General features: G+C 70.3%; 16 protein-coding genes. All 16 read left to right on the top strand.

What is annotated here, in order from left to right:
- Nucleotides 1-25 precede the first annotated feature (25 nt).
- The 16 genes from thrC (at nucleotide 26) to AB0M28_RS03835 (ending at nucleotide 16,791) form a co-directional block, all read left to right on the top strand.
- Complete coding sequence (thrC, locus tag AB0M28_RS03910; RefSeq protein ID WP_365397469.1) at nucleotides 26-1,090, top strand: threonine synthase; 1,065 nt, start codon at nucleotides 26-28, stop codon at nucleotides 1,088-1,090.
- 275 nt (nucleotides 1,091-1,365) lie between these two features.
- Nucleotides 1,366-2,283: a homoserine kinase gene (thrB, locus tag AB0M28_RS03905; RefSeq protein WP_365397243.1), complete on the top strand. Its 918-nt coding sequence runs from the start codon at nucleotides 1,366-1,368 to the stop codon at nucleotides 2,281-2,283.
- Between the two features lie 417 nt (nucleotides 2,284-2,700).
- Nucleotides 2,701-4,686: a transcription termination factor Rho gene (gene rho / locus AB0M28_RS03900; RefSeq protein ID WP_365397240.1), complete on the top strand. Its 1,986-nt coding sequence runs from the start codon at nucleotides 2,701-2,703 to the stop codon at nucleotides 4,684-4,686.
- Between the two features lie 197 nt (nucleotides 4,687-4,883).
- Nucleotides 4,884-6,623 (top strand): trypsin-like serine protease, encoded by a 1,740-nt coding sequence (locus AB0M28_RS03895; RefSeq protein WP_365397237.1) that lies wholly within the window; start codon nucleotides 4,884-4,886, stop codon nucleotides 6,621-6,623.
- Nucleotides 6,624-6,742: 119 nt separating this feature from the next.
- Nucleotides 6,743-7,885 (top strand): LCP family protein, encoded by a 1,143-nt coding sequence (locus AB0M28_RS03890; protein WP_365397234.1) that lies wholly within the window; start codon nucleotides 6,743-6,745, stop codon nucleotides 7,883-7,885.
- A gap of 319 nt (nucleotides 7,886-8,204) precedes the next feature.
- The gene (gene rpmE / locus AB0M28_RS03885; protein WP_153451345.1) at nucleotides 8,205-8,423 is read left to right on the top strand and encodes a 50S ribosomal protein L31; all 219 of its coding nucleotides are present in this window, start codon (nucleotides 8,205-8,207) and stop codon (nucleotides 8,421-8,423) included.
- 104 nt (nucleotides 8,424-8,527) lie between these two features.
- On the top strand, nucleotides 8,528-9,607 hold the full coding sequence (gene prfA / locus AB0M28_RS03880) for a peptide chain release factor 1 (protein WP_365397231.1): 1,080 nt from the start codon (nucleotides 8,528-8,530) through the stop codon (nucleotides 9,605-9,607).
- 46 nt (nucleotides 9,608-9,653) lie between these two features.
- A complete protein-coding gene (gene prmC / locus AB0M28_RS03875) occupies nucleotides 9,654-10,532 on the top strand; it encodes a peptide chain release factor N(5)-glutamine methyltransferase (RefSeq protein ID WP_365397466.1) in 879 nt (292 codons plus the stop codon).
- A gap of 51 nt (nucleotides 10,533-10,583) precedes the next feature.
- Nucleotides 10,584-11,231 carry an L-threonylcarbamoyladenylate synthase gene (locus AB0M28_RS03870; protein WP_365397228.1) on the top strand — a complete coding sequence of 216 codons (648 nt, stop codon included), beginning with the start codon at nucleotides 10,584-10,586 and terminating at the stop codon, nucleotides 11,229-11,231.
- A 34-nt stretch (nucleotides 11,232-11,265) separates the two neighbouring features.
- Complete coding sequence (locus AB0M28_RS03865; protein WP_365397225.1) at nucleotides 11,266-11,895, top strand: protein-tyrosine-phosphatase; 630 nt, start codon at nucleotides 11,266-11,268, stop codon at nucleotides 11,893-11,895.
- A gap of 133 nt (nucleotides 11,896-12,028) precedes the next feature.
- The gene (locus AB0M28_RS03860) at nucleotides 12,029-13,306 is read left to right on the top strand and encodes an MraY family glycosyltransferase (protein WP_365397222.1); all 1,278 of its coding nucleotides are present in this window, start codon (nucleotides 12,029-12,031) and stop codon (nucleotides 13,304-13,306) included.
- Nucleotides 13,307-13,589: 283 nt separating this feature from the next.
- Nucleotides 13,590-14,039, top strand: a complete 450-nt coding sequence (locus AB0M28_RS03855) for a hypothetical protein (protein ID WP_365397219.1) — start codon at nucleotides 13,590-13,592, stop codon at nucleotides 14,037-14,039.
- Nucleotides 14,040-14,247: 208 nt separating this feature from the next.
- Nucleotides 14,248-15,066: a F0F1 ATP synthase subunit A gene (atpB, locus tag AB0M28_RS03850; protein ID WP_365397217.1), complete on the top strand. Its 819-nt coding sequence runs from the start codon at nucleotides 14,248-14,250 to the stop codon at nucleotides 15,064-15,066.
- A 69-nt stretch (nucleotides 15,067-15,135) separates the two neighbouring features.
- Nucleotides 15,136-15,372: an ATP synthase F0 subunit C gene (gene atpE, locus AB0M28_RS03845; protein ID WP_365397215.1), complete on the top strand. Its 237-nt coding sequence runs from the start codon at nucleotides 15,136-15,138 to the stop codon at nucleotides 15,370-15,372.
- Nucleotides 15,373-15,409: 37 nt separating this feature from the next.
- On the top strand, nucleotides 15,410-15,979 hold the full coding sequence (locus AB0M28_RS03840) for a F0F1 ATP synthase subunit B (protein WP_365397212.1): 570 nt from the start codon (nucleotides 15,410-15,412) through the stop codon (nucleotides 15,977-15,979).
- Entirely contained in the window at nucleotides 15,976-16,791 is an 816-nt protein-coding gene (locus tag AB0M28_RS03835; protein ID WP_365397209.1) for a F0F1 ATP synthase subunit delta, read from the top strand. The genes AB0M28_RS03840 and AB0M28_RS03835 overlap by 4 nt, the downstream gene beginning before the upstream one ends.
- The last annotated feature ends 101 nt before the right edge of the window (nucleotides 16,792-16,892 follow it).

Genomic DNA, 16,892 nt, shown 5'->3' with positions numbered 1-16,892 from the left:
GAACGCAATCGTCGATGAACCGCGAATGTCCGGCACCCGCCAGTGGCGGGGCATCATCGAGGAGTACCGCGACCGGCTGCCGGTCGGCGAGACGACCGAGGTGATCACCCTCGGCGAGGGCGGGACCCCGCTCGTCAAGGCGCTGACGCTCTCCGAGCTCACCCGCTGCGACGTCTTCCTCAAGGTCGAGGGCGCCAACCCGACCGGCTCCTTCAAGGACCGCGGGATGACCATGGCCATCACCCGGGCCAAGGAGGAGGGCTCCCAGGCCGTCATCTGCGCCTCCACCGGCAACACCTCCGCCTCCGCCGCGGCCTACGCCGGCCGCGCCGGCATGGTCTGCGCGGTGCTCGTCCCGCAGGGCAAGATCGCGCTGGGCAAGATGGGCCAGGCGCTGGTGCACGGCGCGAAGATCCTCGAGGTCCAGGGCAACTTCGACGACTGCCTCACGCTTGCCCGCGGGCTGTCGGAGAAGTACCCGGTGTCGCTGGTCAACTCCGTGAACCCGGTGCGCATCGAGGGCCAGAAGACCGCCGCGTTCGAGATCGTGGACGCCCTCGGCGACGCCCCGGACATCCACGTCCTGCCCGTCGGCAACGCCGGCAACATCACGGCGTACTGGAAGGGCTACCAGGAGTACGCCGCGGACGGACTGGCCACCCACACGCCGCACATGTGGGGCTACCAGGCGGCCGGCGCGGCCCCGATCGTGCGCGGCGAGCCGGTGCCGAACCCCTCCACGCTCGCCACGGCCATCCGCATCGGCAACCCCGCCTCCTGGAAGTTCGCCGAGGCCGCCCGCGACGAGTCGGGCGGGCACATCGAGTCCGTCACCGACCGGCAGATCCTGCGCGCGTACAAGCTGCTCGCCGCCCGCGAGGGCGTCTTCGTCGAGCCGGCCTCCGCGGCGTCCGTCGCGGGCCTGCTGCAGGCCGCCGAACAGGGCCGCGTCGAGCCCGGGCAGCGCATCGTCTGCACGGTCACCGGCAACGGTCTGAAGGACCCCGACTGGGCCATCGCCGGCGCCCCGCAGCCCGTCACCGTCCAGGTCGACGCGGACGCGGCGGCGGCGAGGCTCGGGCTGGCCTGAGCGTCGCGGAGAATCCCGCCGCCCCGCGCCGGAACCCTCCGGCGCGGGCCGCGGCGAAGCCGGGTCGCACAATCCGCCCGTCGCAACACACCGTGCGCCTCCTGTGCGCCCTATGTCGCGACAGAACCTTCCTTCGATAAGCTGGCGTTGAGCCATCCCCGCAATGCGCGTGCTGACGCTTCGGGGCGGCCTTCGGGGTAGCACCCCATCGCGGCACAGCCCCCACAGGCACCCACCTCCCACACCGCTGTACGACGAGGAGAGTCACCCAACCGATGGCCGGTCCCGCCTTCCGCGCCGCCCCCGTACGTGTCCGCGTACCGGCGACCAGCGCCAATCTCGGCCCGGGCTTCGACGCCTTCGGCCTGGCCCTGGGCCTGTACGACGACGTGGTCGTGCGCGTCGCCGAGTCCGGGCTGGACATAGACATCGCCGGCGAGGGCGCGGACACGCTGCCCCGCGACGAGTCGCATCTGCTGGTACGGGCGATGCGCGCCGCGTTCGAGCTGCTCGGCGGCCAGCCGCGCGGCCTGGAGATCGTCTGCGCCAACCGGATCCCGCACGGGCGCGGCCTCGGCTCGTCCTCGGCGGCCATCTGCGCCGGCATCCTCGCCGCCCGCGCCGTGACCATCGGCGGCGCCGAGCGGCTCTCCGACGACGCCGTGCTCGACCTCGCCACGGAGCTGGAGGGCCACCCCGACAACGTGGCGGCCTGTCTGCTCGGCGGCTTCACCATCGCCTGGACCGACGGGGGCAGCGCCCACGCCGTACGCCTGGACCCGGCCGCGTCCGTCGTCCCGGTGGTCTTCGTGCCCGGCCGGCCGGTGCTGACGGAGGAGGCGCGCGGTCTGCTGCCGCGCACCGTGCCGCACGCCGACGCCGCCGCCAACGCCGGACGCGCCGCACTGCTCGTCGAGGCCCTCACCCGGCGCCCCGACCTGCTGCTCACGGCCACCGAGGACCGGCTGCACCAGGACTACCGTTCGCCGGCCATGCCTGAGAGCATCTCGCTGGTCAGCAGGCTGCGGGCCGACGGAGTCCCGGCCGTCGTGTCCGGTGCCGGACCGACGGTGCTCGCCCTGACCACGGAGGGGTCCGCGGAGAAGACCGCGGAGTCGGCGGGTCCCGGCTGGGCGGCCAATCAGCTCACGCTCGACAGCGACGGTGCGGGGATCCTGCCGCTGGCGGGCTGATCTGATCGAAAGCGTGACTGACACGTCGAGAGGGGGAATGTTTGTTGGATCCGATAGTGTTAACCTCAAGGCAGCACCAGCACTCCAAGCCAGTCGTTGCGACAACGTAGAGCTGTTGTGCCGTGTGCCGTGGTCCCACGGGGGTGAGCCTCATTAGGGACCGCCCTCTTCCGGGAGCCCCCTGACTGTCCCACTGCCTGCGCAGCCTGCGCTGCGCAGTGTGACGCTCCCGACGGCGCGGGCCTCACATCTGCTGCCGCAGACGCCGGCCAAGCGCGCCACCCCGCACAGACCTCTCCGCCATCCGGCGGAACACCGCCCCGGCGGCTCCATCCACACCAAGCGGATCGCCGCCGGAGAAGCACAACCGGTCGCCGAGCCAGACAGGCCGACGCCCGCTCCAGGGAAGGACCCTTCGTGAGCGACACCACCGATCTGATGGGCGTGACTGCCGAGGGCACAGCCAGCCCCGCCGACGCTCCCAACGCCGAGGGCACCCCGGCCCGTGCGACGAGCACGCGGCGCCGGCGCGGCACGGGCCTCGAGGGCATGGTCCTCGCCGAGCTGCAGCAGGTCGCCTCCGGCCTCGGCATCAAGGGCACCGCGCGGATGCGCAAGAGCCAGCTGATCGATGTGATCAAGGAGCGCCAGGCCGGCGGCGGCGCGTCCGCCGCCACCGAGGGCGCCGCCGCTCCCGCCGCCGAGGGCGCTGCCGAGACCAAGCCGAAGCGCCGCGCCACCTCGCGGACCCGTGCGGGTGACACCGGCACGGAGACCAAGGGTGACAAGGCGGCCGCCGACGCCCAGCAGCAGATCGACATCCCCGGCCAGCCCAAGGGCAAGAGCGAGTCGGTGAAGGCCGAGGGCGACGCGAAGGCCGCCGAGGCCGCCGAGACCAAGGCGGACGCCGGCGCCGAGGCCGCCGCGGACACCGCCGAGGGCCGGGGCGAGGGCCGCGGGCGTGACCGCCAGGGCCGCCGGGACCGGCGCGACCGCCAGGACCGCCAGGACCGACAGGACCGCCAGCGCGGCGACAAGGGCGACGGCGGCCAGCAGGGCGGCCAGTCCCAGGGCGGCGGCCGTGACCGCGACCGCGGCCAGCAGAACCAGGGCGGCGGCAACCGCGACCGCGGCCGCGACGACCGCCGCGACGACGACTTCGGCGACGACGGCGGCCGGCGCGGACGCCGCGGCCGCTACCGCGACCGCCGGGGCCGCGGCCGTGACCGCGAGGAGTTCGGCAACGAGCCGCAGGTCTCCGACGACGACGTCCTGATCCCCGTCGCGGGCATCCTGGACATCCTCGACAACTACGCGTTCGTCCGCACCTCCGGCTACCTGCCGGGCCCGAACGACGTCTACGTCTCCCTCGCCCAGGTCCGCAAGAACGGCCTGCGCAAGGGCGACCACGTCACCGGCGCGGTGCGCCAGCCCAAGGAAGGCGAGCGGCGCGAGAAGTTCAACGCGCTGGTGCGCCTGGACTCCGTCAACGGCCAGGCGCCCGAGCAGGGCCGCGGCCGTCCGGAGTTCGGCAAGCTGACCCCGCTGTACCCGCAGGAGCGGCTGCGCCTGGAGACCGACCCGGGCGTGCTGACGACCCGGATCATCGATCTGGTCGCGCCGATCGGCAAGGGCCAGCGAGGTCTGATCGTGGCCCCGCCGAAGACCGGCAAGACCATGATCCTGCAGGCGGTCGCCAACGCGATCACCCACAACAACCCCGAGTGCCACCTGATGGTCGTCCTGGTCGACGAGCGTCCGGAAGAGGTCACCGACATGCAGCGCTCGGTCAAGGGCGAGGTCATCTCCTCGACCTTCGACCGCCCGGCCGAGGACCACACCACGGTCGCGGAGCTGTCCATCGAGCGCGCCAAGCGCCTGGTGGAGCTGGGCCACGACGTGGTCGTGCTGCTGGACTCGATCACCCGTCTGGGCCGCGCCTACAACCTGGCCGCCCCGGCCTCCGGCCGCATCCTGTCCGGTGGTGTCGACTCGACCGCGCTCTACCCGCCTAAGCGCTTCTTCGGCGCCGCGCGGAACATCGAGGACGGCGGCTCGCTGACCATCCTCGCCACCGCGCTGGTCGACACCGGCTCCCGGATGGACGAGGTGATCTTCGAGGAGTTCAAGGGCACCGGCAACCTCGAGCTCAAGCTCGACCGGAAGCTCTCGGACAAGCGCATCTTCCCGGCGGTGGACGTGGACGCGTCCGGCACCCGTAAGGAAGAGATCCTCATGGGCGCCGAGGAGCTCGCGGTCGTCTGGAAGCTGCGCCGGGTGCTGCACGCGCTCGACTCGCAGCAGGCGATGGAGCTGCTGCTGGACAAGATGAAGCAGACGAAGTCCAACGCGGAGTTCCTGCTGCAGATCCAGAAGACGACCCCGATGCCGAACGGCGACTGATCGGTCACGTCCCTTCCGTGACACCGGCCCCCTGCCCCCCCGTGGCGGCAGGGGGCCGGTGTGCGTATAGGATCGCGACGCCGAAGGTGGGGGCCCTGCGCCGGATCTGGACCAGGGGGCACGACCGGCCCGTACATCGCTTGCTTTGCCGTCTCCCGTCCTGAAGCACTCAAGTCTTCGAACCCACGGGAGATCGGGTGCGTAATCTCTTCCGCCGTGGCGAGGGTCGCCACAAGCGCCGTACGGCGCGCCGAATAACCATCGCCGCCGTCGCCCTGGCGCTCGTCGGCGGGGGCACGCTGGCCGCCACGTCCTTCGCGGACGACTCGGCGTCGCGCCCCGAACTGCTGCCGCCCAAGGGCTACACGGTCGTCGACACCGGTGAGGGCGAGGTCCACACCAACATCATCGGCGGCTCCGACACGTCGTACAGCGAGGCGCCCTATGTGGTGCAGCTGTTCTTCGACTGGAACAAGACCGGCGACACCTACTACTTCACCTGCGGCGGCACGCTGGTCGCGCCGAACAAGGTGGTCACCGCCGCGCACTGCCTCTACAACGGCAGCGGCGGCCGGCTCGACTGGGCCAACTACGGCGCGGTGCTGGCGGGTACGAACCTGCTCGCGGGCGGGCCCGACAACAGCAAGGGCCAGTTCATCGACGTCACGCGGACCTATGTCCGCGAGGGCTACAGCGACTCGACGATCAACAACGACATCGCGGTGCTGACCCTCGCCAAGCCGGCGTCCGGGGTCACCACCAAGTGGATCGAGGACCACCCGGTCGAGTACACGACGGGCCAGACCGCCGTCTCGTACGGCTGGGGGCTGACCGGCTCGGACGAGAGCACCGCCAGCCTGGCGAGCACCCTGCAGAAGATCGAGCTGCCGCTGCACCCCGGCGCCGAGTGCAAGACGAACCTCGACCAGTTCTCGCCCGGCACCTTCCAGCCGTCGAAGATGATCTGCGCCGGCCAGCCCGGCACGGGGAACGACGCCACCGGCGCCACGGTCTGCCCGGGCGACTCCGGCAGCCCGATGGTGATGAACGGCGAGGTGATCGGCGTCACCTCGTGGGGCATCGGCGACGGCGCCACGGCCTGCAACTACCTGGGCTCCTACCAGGCGTTCACCAAGGTCGGCTACCACTTCCCGTACGTCCACCCGAAGATCGACGACAACGACATCAGCCGGGACGGCAAGGCCGACGTCTTCCTGCGCCACAAGGACGGCACGGGCTACTACAAGAAGTCCACGGGCAGCGGCCTCGCCCCGCTGACCAAGCTGTCCGGCGACTGGAGCCGGTACAACCTGGTGCTGCAGACGGACCTCAACCGCGACGGCTACCAGGACTACCTGCTGCGCGGCACGTCCACCGGCACCATCTACTGGCGCCACCGCTCGGCGAGCAGCTCGACGTACACCGACACCAAGCTCTTCGGCAGCTGGGGGACCCGCAAGTACACCGCGGCCCCCGGCGATCTGACCGGCGACCGCTACCCGGACGTCGTCTCGGTGCAGTCCGACGGCAAGATGTACGTCTACCCGGGCAAGGGTAACGGCACGTTCGACGCCCGGATCTACGCCGGGTCCGGCTACAGCGGGTACAACTCCTTCCGCGGCAGCGGGGATCTGAACCGGGACGGCCGGGCGGACATCCTGGCCCGCCGCTCCAGCGACGGGGCGGTGTTCCTGCTGAAGGGCACCGGCAAGGCCGCGGCGCCGTTCGCGGCCCGGGTCCAGGTGCGCACCTGGACCGACTACAACGTGCTCGCCGCCCCCGGCGACGTCACCGGTGACGGCATCGCCGACTGGATCGCCCGCACCCCCGGCGGCACGCTCTACCTCTACCCGGGGACGGGTCAGGGGACGTCGTCGCTGTTCGGTTCCCGCATCAAGATCTACACGGGCTACCAGAACTACAACCTCTGGGGCTAAACCGCAGGTCAAGGGCGTAATACAGAGGATCTCCGGGCCGCTCGGCCCGGAGATCCTTTGCGTATCCGAACATTCGTATGTAACCCTTTCGGGTAGCCCCGATACCAGAATGTGATCAGATGCCGGACAATTCCGCAGCCGACCGCGGCCCGCGCCCGCCCCGAATATCCAGGGGCGGCAAGGGCCGCCGCCGCAAGCCCCGCGAGCGCAGCCGCCGCCGTACGGCGCTGGTCGTCTCCGCCTGGGCGGTGGCGGCGATCGTCGTCGTGGGCGGCGGGCTCGCGGGCTTCGCGTACGCCAAGCTGAACGGCAATCTGACGAGCGTCGACCTCGACGCCAAGCTCGGCGCGGACCGCCCCGAGGACGTCGACAACGGCTCGCTGGACATCCTGGTCCTCGGCTCCGACTCCCGCTCCGGCGACAACGCGAAGTACGGCGCCGAGGACGGCGCCCGGTCGGACACCGCGATGGTCGTCCACCTCTACGACGACCGGAAGAAGGCGTCGGTCGTCTCCATCCCCCGCGACACGCTCGTCAGCCGGCCGTCGTGCGTCCAGGAGGACGGCGCGACCACCCCGGCGGCGGAGCGCGTGATGTTCAACTCCGCGTACTCGACCGGTGGCCCGGCGTGCTCGGTGAAGACCGTCGAGGCGATGACCGGGATCCGGATCGACCACTTCGTCGAGGTCGACTTCACGGGCTTCAAGAAGCTGATCGACAAGCTGGGCGGCGTCGAGATCACCACCACGGAGTCGATCGACGACCCCGACTCCCACCTCAAGCTCTCCGCCGGCACCCACACGCTGAACGGCGAGCAGGCGCTGGGCCTGGTCCGCACCCGCCACGCCATAGGCGACGGCAGCGACCTGGGCCGCATCAAGCTGCAGCAGACGTTCATCAGGGCCCTGCTGGAGCAGGTCAAGGACATCGGCGTCTTCTCCAGCCCCACGCGCCTGTACGGGCTCGCGGACACCGCGACGTCGTCGATCACCACGGACAAGGGCCTCTCCTCGGTCACGGACCTGATGAACCTGGCGAAGAGCGTCCGCTCGATCGGCTCGAACGACATCCAGATGGTCACCCTCCCCGTGACGTACGACACCCAGGACCCGAACCGGGTGGTCCCGCTCACCGCCCAGGCGGACGAGGTCTGGGCAGCCCTGAAGGCGGACCAGGCCATCCCGAAGTCGGCCCTGAAGAACAGCGCGGCGGAAGAAACCCAGAAGAACGACACGACCCCGGACACCGCGAACGCCGGATAAGAGACCGAGGCGAGCACAAAAGCCCGTCCGGCGCCCGAGGACGAGGCGCGAAGCGCCAATCAAGCCCGTCCGGCGTTTGAGGACGAGGCGCGAAGCGCCGATACAGCCCGGCCGGCGTCTGAGGCCGGATGGCGCGAAGCGCCGACAAGGGGGCCCGGGGGCGCAGCCCCCGCAGCGCGACCGGAGCGGAATACGGAACCCCCCGTCCCCGTTTTGGCTGGTGGCCGTAGAAGTGGCACACTGGTTAGTCGGCCCCGGTTCACGCACGCGGCACCCGCCGCCTGCGACCCGGCGCCCTCCCACAACCCAGGAGAATCCCTTGAAGCGCGACATCCACCCGGAGTACGTCGAGACCCAGGTCAGCTGCACCTGTGGCGCCTCGTTCACCACCCGTAGCACCCTCACCTCCGGCACCATCCGTGCCGAGGTCTGCTCCGAGTGCCACCCGTTCTACACCGGCAAGCAGAAGATCCTCGACACCGGTGGCCGCGTGGCCCGCTTCGAGGCCCGCTTCGGCAAGAAGGCCGCCGCGAAGTAGCGACTTCCCAGGCGCCGGCCCCGCGTACCCCGTTTCCGGGCGCGCGCGGGGACCGGCGCCTTTGTCGGTCCCGGCCCATCCCATCCCCGCCCCAGGAGCCCCCGATGTTCGAGGCTGTCGAAGACCTGACCGCCGAACACGCCGATCTCGAGACGCGGCTCGCCGACCCGTCGGTCTTCGCCGACCAGCGTGAGGCGATGCGGCTGAACAAGCGCTACGCCGAGCTCACCCCGATCGTGAGCACGTACCGCTCCTGGAAGCAGACCGGCGACGACATCGGCACGGCCCGCGAGCTGGCGGCCGACGACCCGGACTTCGCCGCCGAGGTCAAGGACCTGGAGAAGCAGCGCGAGGAGCTCACCGAGAAGCTCCGCCTCCTCCTCGTCCCGCGCGACCCCAGCGACGACAAGGACGTGATCCTGGAGGTCAAGGCGGGCGCGGGCGGCGACGAGTCGGCGCTGTTCGCCGGCGACCTGCTGCGGATGTACCTCCGCTACGCCGAGCGCGTCGGCTGGAAGACCGAGGTCATCGACGCCACCGAGTCCGAGCTGGGCGGCTACAAGGACGTCCAGGTCGCGGTGAAGACCAAGGGCGGCCAGGGCGCCACCGAGCCCGGCCAGGGCGTCTGGGCGCGGCTGAAGTACGAGGGCGGCGTGCACCGCGTGCAGCGCGTGCCGGCCACCGAGTCCCAGGGCCGGATCCACACCTCCGCGGCCGGTGTGCTGGTCACGCCCGAGGCCGAGGAGATCGACGTGGAGATCAACCCGAACGATCTGCGCATCGACGTCTACCGCTCCTCGGGCCCCGGCGGGCAGTCCGTGAACACCACCGACTCCGCCGTGCGCATCACGCACCTGCCGACCGGAGTCGTGGCCTCCTGCCAGAACGAGAAGAGCCAGCTGCAGAACAAGGAGCAGGCGATGCGTATCCTTCGCTCCAGGCTGCTCGCCGCGGCGCAGGAGGAGGCGGAGAAGGAAGCCGCCGACGCCCGTCGCAGCCAGGTCCGCACGGTGGACCGCTCGGAGAAGATCCGGACGTACAACTTCCCGGAGAACCGCATCTCCGACCACCGGGTTGGCTTCAAGGCGTACAACCTCGACCAGGTCCTCGACGGCGAGCTGGACGCGGTGATCCAGGCTTGCGTGGACGCCGACTCCGCGGCGAAGCTCGCAGCCGCGCAGTAGACCTGCGCGGTACGACAGCGGTACGACAACGGAAGGCTCGACAGTGCTGCATGAGACCGGGGGCCGCCCCGCGGGCGCTCGGAGCGTGCTGCTCGCCGAGGTGGCGCAGGCCACCCAGCGACTGGCCGACGCCGGCGTGCCCTCGCCGCGGCATGACGCGGAGGAGCTCGCCGCCTGGGTGCACGGGGTCAAGCGCGGCCAGCTGCACCTGGTGCCGGACGCCGACTTCGACGCCCGCTACTGGGAGGCGATCGCCCGCCGCGAGGCCCGCGAGCCGCTCCAGCACATCACGGGCCTGGCGTACTTCCGCTATCTCGAGCTGCAGGTCGGGCCGGGCGTCTTCGTGCCGCGGCCGGAGACCGAGTCCGTGGTGGAGTGGGCCATAGGGGCCGTACGCGCCATGGACGTGGTCGAGCCGCTGATCGTCGACCTGTGCTCCGGCTCCGGCGCCATCGCGCTCGCCCTGGCCCAGGAGGTGCCCCGCTCCCGGGTGCACGCCGTGGAGCTGGACGAGGGCGCGCTGAAGTGGACCCGGAAGAACGTCGAGGGCTCCCGCGTCGTTCTGCACGCGGGGGACGCGCTGACCGCGCTGCCCGAGCTGAACGGCCAGGTCGACCTGGTCATCAGCAATCCGCCGTACATCCCGCTGACCGAGTGGGAGTACGTCGCCCCCGAGGCGCGCGACCACGACCCGCAGCTCGCGCTGTTCTCGGGCGAGGACGGGCTGGACTGCATCCGCGGCATCGAGCGCACCGCCCAGCGGCTGCTGCGCCCGGGCGGGGTCGTCGTGGTCGAGCACGCCGACACCCAGGGCGGGCAGGTGCCCTGGATCTTCACCGAGGAGCGGGGCTGGGCGGACGCCGCGGACCATCCGGACCTGAACAACCGGCCGCGGTTCGCCACGGCCCGCCGTGTCGCCCGCTAGGCGGCCCCGCAGACATCAACGTACGCAGCAGCACGAGGAGGCTTGAAGTCCATGGCACGGCGCTACGACTGCGGCGACCCAACCGACCGCAAGACCGGACTGCGCGAGGCCGCGTCCGCCGTCCGCCGCGGTGAGCTGGTCGTTCTCCCCACCGACACGGTGTACGGCATCGGTGCCGACGCCTTCAGCATCGAGGGCGTCGCCTCGCTGCTGGAGGCCAAGGGCCGTGGGCGCGCCATGCCCACGCCCGTCCTCGTCAGCTCCCCCAACACCCTGCACGGCCTGGTCACGGACCTCTCCGAGTCGGCCTGGGAGCTCGTCGACGCCTTCTGGCCCGGCGCGCTGACCATCGTCGCCAAGCACCAGCCGTCCCTGACCTGGGACCTCGGCGACACCCGCGGCACCGTCGCGATCCGGATGCCGCTGCACCCGGTCGCCATCGAACTGCTCACCGAGGTCGGCCCGATGGGCGTCTCCAGTGCCAACCTCACGGGCCACCCCGCGCCGCAGGACTGCGACGCCGCCCAGGACATGCTCGGCGACTCCGTCTCCGTCTACCTCGACGGCGGCCGCACCCCGCGCAGCGTCCCCTCGTCCATCGTGGACGTCACGGGCAAGACGCCGGTGCTGCTGCGCGCGGGCGCGCTGACGGCGGAGCAGCTGCGCGAGGTCGTACCCGACCTCGAGGTGGCTGAGTGACGACCGCGCGGGCCCCCAGGCCCCCGAGGAAGCGGTGAATGCCCCCTACGGGCGTGGCATAGGCACCTTCCGCATCCTCCACGTCAGCACGGGCAACGTCTGCCGCTCGCCGATCACCGAGCGGCTGACGCGGCATGCCCTGGACGTGCGGCTGGGCGACGGTGCCCGCGACATCCTGGTGGAGTCCGCGGGCACCTGGGGGCACGAGGGCGCGCAGATGGAGGCGCACGCCGCCACCGTGCTGCACGAGATGGGCGCGCAGGCGGAAGGATTCACCGGCCGTGAGCTGCGCGACGAGCACGTCATCGAGGCCGACCTGGTGCTCACCGCCACCCGCGACCACCGGGCCCAGGTGATCTCCATGGGGCACTCCGCGGGCCTGCGCACCTTCACGCTGAAGGAGTTCGCCCGGCTGGTCCGGGCCATAGACGCCGCCACCCTCCCGCCGCCGGAGGACGGCGCCGTGGCCCGCGCCGCCGCCCTGGTACGGGCCGCCGCTGCGCTGCGTGGCTGGCTGCTCGCGCCGAGTGTGGAGGCCGACGAGGTGGGGGACCCGTACGGGGCGCCGGTCACCTACTTCCGGGCCGTGGGCGAGGAGATCCAGCAGGCCCTCGACCCGGTCGTGACGGCGCTGACGGGCGTCCCGGCCCGTTCCGCCCTGTAGGGCGCCCGCGGTATCCCTGCAACCGGCGGCGCCCGCCGCGGGTCTTGGTTGGTGAACCAAGGCGGGCACCGCCGTTCGGGGGAGCGGCTATCGTGTGGGGCTGAATCGGCTACTGGAACTCGTGGGGCACCCTGTGCGCGAATTTATGCTGACGCTGTTCATCGCGGCCGCCGTCACATATCTGCTGACGGGCCCGGTGCGGAAGTTCGCCATCGCCGCCGGTGCCATGCCCGAGATCCGGGACCGCGACGTCCACCGCGAGCCGACGCCCCGGCTCGGCGGCATCGCGATGTTCGGCGGTCTGTGCGCGGCGCTGCTGGTCGCCTCCAAACTGGACGCCTTCGAGTTCGTCTTCGAGCTGAACGAGCCGCGGGCGCTGCTCTCCGGGGCGGCGCTGATCTGGCTGCTCGGTGTCCTGGACGACAAGTGGGGCGTCGACGCCCTGGTCAAACTGGGCGCGCAGATGGTCGCCGCGGGCGTGATGGTGCTGCAGGGCCTGACCGTGCTGTGGCTGCCGATCCCGACGGTGGGCAACGTCATCCTCACGCCGATGCAGGGCACGCTGCTGACCGTGGCGCTGGTCGTGATCTCCATCAACGCCGTGAACTTCGTCGACGGCCTGGACGGGCTGGCGGCCGGCATGGTGGCCATCGCCGCGGCGGCGTTCTTCCTGTACGCCTACCGCATCTGGTACGGCTACGGCATCGAGGCGGCGGCGCCCGCGGCCCTGTTCTCGGCGATCCTGCTCGGCATGTGCCTCGGCTTCCTCCCGCACAACATGCATCCGGCGCGCATCTTCATGGGCGACTCCGGCTCCATGCTGCTGGGGCTCGTCCTCGCGGCCGGCGCGATCTCCATCACGGGGCAGGTCGACCCCGACGCGATGAACCTCTTCACGGGTGGCGAGCGCGAGACCGTCAAGGCGACGGTCCCCGTCTTCATCCCGCTCGTCCTGCCGCTGACGATCCTGACGGTGCCGATCGCGGACCTGGTCCTCGCCGTGGTCCGGCGGACCTGGCGCGGCCAGTCCCCGTTCGCCGCCGACCGCGGCCATCTCCACCACCGGCTGCTGGAGATGGGGCACTCCTACATGCGGGCCGTGCTGCTGATGTACTTCTGGGCGGCGCTCGTGGCCTTCGGCATGGTGACGTTCTCGGTCCAGTCCGACCAGTTGTGGATCCTCTTCGCGATCGTCGGCCTCTCGGCGGTCGGCCTCGTCGTACTCCTGCTCCCGCGGTACACCCCGACCGTCCCCCGCTGGGCGCAGCGCTTCGTCCCGCCCCGCTACCGCCGCCCGCAACACCCCCTCCCCGAGCCCCAACCGGGGTCCGCCGCCGACGAACCGGAGAAGGTCCTGGTCGGTGCCACAGCGGTGGGCGAACGCGCCCGCTGGCGTCGGCCCGGCCACTGAACGCGGGCCCGTCACGTGCCCATACGCATCCCGCGGCGCGGCGCAACGAGCGACACGCGCAGTAACTCCTCCGTGTGACCGCAACCACACTCCTTGAGTAAAGCTCGGGTCAAGGACTTTGTGATACCGTTCACGAGAACCCGGTGATGAGCCGAAGGACCGTAGTGCGGCGGTTCTCTGGCGTGACGGCCGTGCGTACCTGACCGTACGTGCGCGCCTCGCCCCGGGGATACGCTCGTCAACGACGACCAGTTGCTCCCGACTCCCCGCCGGAGATAGCTAGATGCAGGTCAACGACGCCCGGGTACTCCGCGGCGCCGCGATTCCGACCGCCCTCGCGGGCGTCCTCGCCGTGATCATCGGGTCACTGGTGTCGGGCGTCAAGGGCGGTATCGGGGCTGCCGCCGCCACCGTAGTAGTGATGGTCTTCTTCGGCCTCGGTCTGTTCGCACTTCAGCGCCTCTCCCACAAGCACCCCGAACTCATGATGGGTGTGGGTCTGATCACGTACATGACCCAGCTGTTGCTGCTGGGCGTCGTGCTCGCCGTGTTCAAGAACACGGACCTCTTCGACACCAAGGTCTTCGGCCTGACCATCCTCGGCACCGCCCTGGTGTGGATCGTGGCCATGGGCCGCGGCTATCTGAAGGCCAAGACCCTGTACGTGGAACCCGAGAAGAGCGGCGACTCCGCCTCCGACGGCCAGGACCACAAACAGACAGGGGCGCACTGATGAGACCCGGTGCGCTCAGCCGCTCCCGGGACTGCTATCGTCCCCGTGCCACGCTGATGGGCGGAAGGGCCTCCCGGCCCGGTGGATGCGCCGAGCAGAGTGCACCCCCCATCACGCTGAAGTCCAGTCCAGTGCCGACCCGCGGCTGCGCGCCGCGCCGACACCTTGAGGATTCCGTTTCCATGCGTCACACCGAAGGAGCTCGCCGGTGAGTGCCGACTCCACCACGCTCGCTTTCGACACGAGCTGCAAGATCTTCGTCGACGGCGGTTGCGGATTCCAGGCCCCGGGCCTGCACTCCTTCATCTTCGAGCCGATGTTCACCGTCGGCGGCGTCGAGTTCAACAAGCCGATGCTGCTGGCGCTGCTCTCGACGCTGGTCCTGGGCGTGTTCTTCTGGATGGCCTTTGCCAAGCCCAAGGTCGTCCCCGGCAAGCTGCAGATGGTCGGTGAGGCGGGTTACGACTTCGTCCGCCGCGGCATCGTCTACGAGACGCTGGGCAAGAGGGAGGGCGAGAAGTGGGTTCCCCTCATGGTCGCCCTGTTCTTCTTCGTCTGGATGATGAACCTCTGGTCGATCATCCCGCTCGCCCAGTTCCCGGTGACGTCGATCATCGCCTTCCCGGCCGGCCTGGCCCTCGTGGTCTACGTGACCTGGATGACGCTGACCTTCAAGAAGCACGGCTTCGTCGGCGGCCTGAAGAACCTCACCGGCTACAACAAGGAGCTGGGCGCGGTCCTTCCGCTGGTCATGGTCATCGAGTTCTTCTCGAACGTCCTGGTCCGCCCGTTCACCCACGCCGTCCGACTCTTCGCGAACATGTTCGCGGGTCACCTGCTGATCGTGATGTTCACGATCGCGACCTACTTCTTCCTGAACGGTCTCGGGTTCGTGTACGCGCCCGTCGCCTTCATCATGGTCTGCGTGATGATCGCCTTCGAGCTGTTCATCCAGGCCGTGCAGGCGTACGTCTTCGTGACGCTGTCTGCCAGCTACATCTCCGGCGCGCTCGAAGAAGCGCACTGAGAACCCCAACCCCCGGAACGTCCGGTGGCCAACCCCCACCGGTTCGCGCAAAGAGAAGGAATAACCGGCATGTCCGCTATCACCACCGCCGCTGAGGTCTCCGGTTCGCTCGGCTCCATCGGCTACGGCCTCGCCGCCATCGGCCCCGGCATCGGCATCGGCTACATCTTCGGTAACGGTGTGCAGGCCATGGCCCGTCAGCCCGAGGCCACCGGTCTGATCCGTACCAACATGATCCTGGGCTTCGCCTTCTGTGAGGCGCTCGCCCTGATCGGCATCGTCATGCCGTTCGTGTTCGGTCAGTGATCCAGCCTCTCTGACACTTTCGACGAAAGGCAACGACGTGACTCTCCTGCAGATTGCGGCTGAGGGCGAGGAGATGAACCCCCTCGTTCCGCCGCTGCCGGAACTCGTCATCGGCCTGATCGCGTTCTTCATCGTCTTCGGCCTGCTGGCGAAGGTGCTCCTCCCGCGCATCAACAAGGTGCTCGACGAGCGGCACGCCTCCATCGAAGGCGGCATGGAGAAGGCCGAGGCGGCTCAGATCGAGGCCGAGGAGACGCTCCAGCAGTACAAGGAGCAGCTCGCCGAGGCCCAGCGTGAGGCCAACCGGCTCCGTGAGAAGGCCCGTGAGGAGGGCGAACTCCTCAAGGCCGAGATGCGTGCCGAGGGGCAGCGCCAGCGCGACGAGATCATCGCCGCCGGCCACGCCCAGCTCGCCGCGGACCAGAAGGCCGCAGCCCTGTCGCTGCGCCAGGACGTGGGCAAGCTCGCCACCGACCTGGCCGGCAAGCTGGTCGGCGAGTCCCTCGAGGACCACGCCCGCCAGTCGCGCGTCATCGACCGCTTCCTGGACGAGCTCGAGACGCAGGCCACTGCCGGCGCCGGTGCGGAGACCGGGGCAGCTCGATGAACGGAGCGAGCCGCGAGGCACAGGCCGCCGCCCGGGAGCGGCTCGACGCGCTGACCGACAACACCTCGGTCGACGTGGCGAAGCTCGCCGACGAGCTGGCCGCCGTCACCGCGCTGCTCGACCGCGAGGTGTCGCTGCGACGGGTCCTGACCGACCCGGCCCAGCCCGGTGAGGCCAAGGCCGAGCTGATCACCCGCGTCCTGGGCAGCCAGGTCGGCGGCGAGACGATCGATCTCGTCTCCGGCATGGTCCGCTCCCGCTGGTCGGCGTCCCGCGACCTGGTCGACGTGCTCGAGGAGCTCGCCGACTCCGCGGACCTGACCGCCGCCCAGCGCGCCGGCTCGCTCGACGACGTCGAGGACGAACTGTTCCGGTTCGGCCGCATCGTCGCCGACAACAAGGAGCTGCGCTCCGCGCTGACCGACCGCACCGCTCTCACCTCGGCGAAGACCACGCTGCTGCACACGCTGCTCGGTGGTCGCGCCAACCCGGTGACCGAGCGGCTGGTCGACCGTCTTGTGAGTGCGCCGCGTGGCCGTAGCCTGGAAGCAGGGCTCGAGGCCCTGTCCAAGCTGGCCGCCGAGCGCCGCAACCGGATGGTCGCCGTGGTCGTGACCGCGGTACCGCTGAGCGACACCCAGAAGCAGCGCCTCGGCGATGTGCTGGGACGGCTGTACGGCCGCGACATGCACCTCAACCTGGACGTGGACCCGGCCGTCATCGGCGGTATCGAGGTCCGGGTCGGCGACGAGGTCATCAGCGGCTCCATCGCGGAGCGGCTGGACGACGCGGCACGGCGGCTGGCCGGCTGACGCCGGACAACCAACTCAAAGTAGGGGTACGGCCCGAGTTGGGCCGATTGCCTGAATTGGGGGGTCAGCCCCCAAAACCCCCCAAAGACAGACTTACGGGC

Source organism: Streptomyces sp. NPDC051940 (assembly GCF_040680895.1).
Classification (GTDB): Bacteria; Actinomycetota; Actinomycetes; order Streptomycetales; family Streptomycetaceae; genus Streptomyces.
This window is presented reverse-complemented; position numbering and strand designations above follow the sequence as displayed.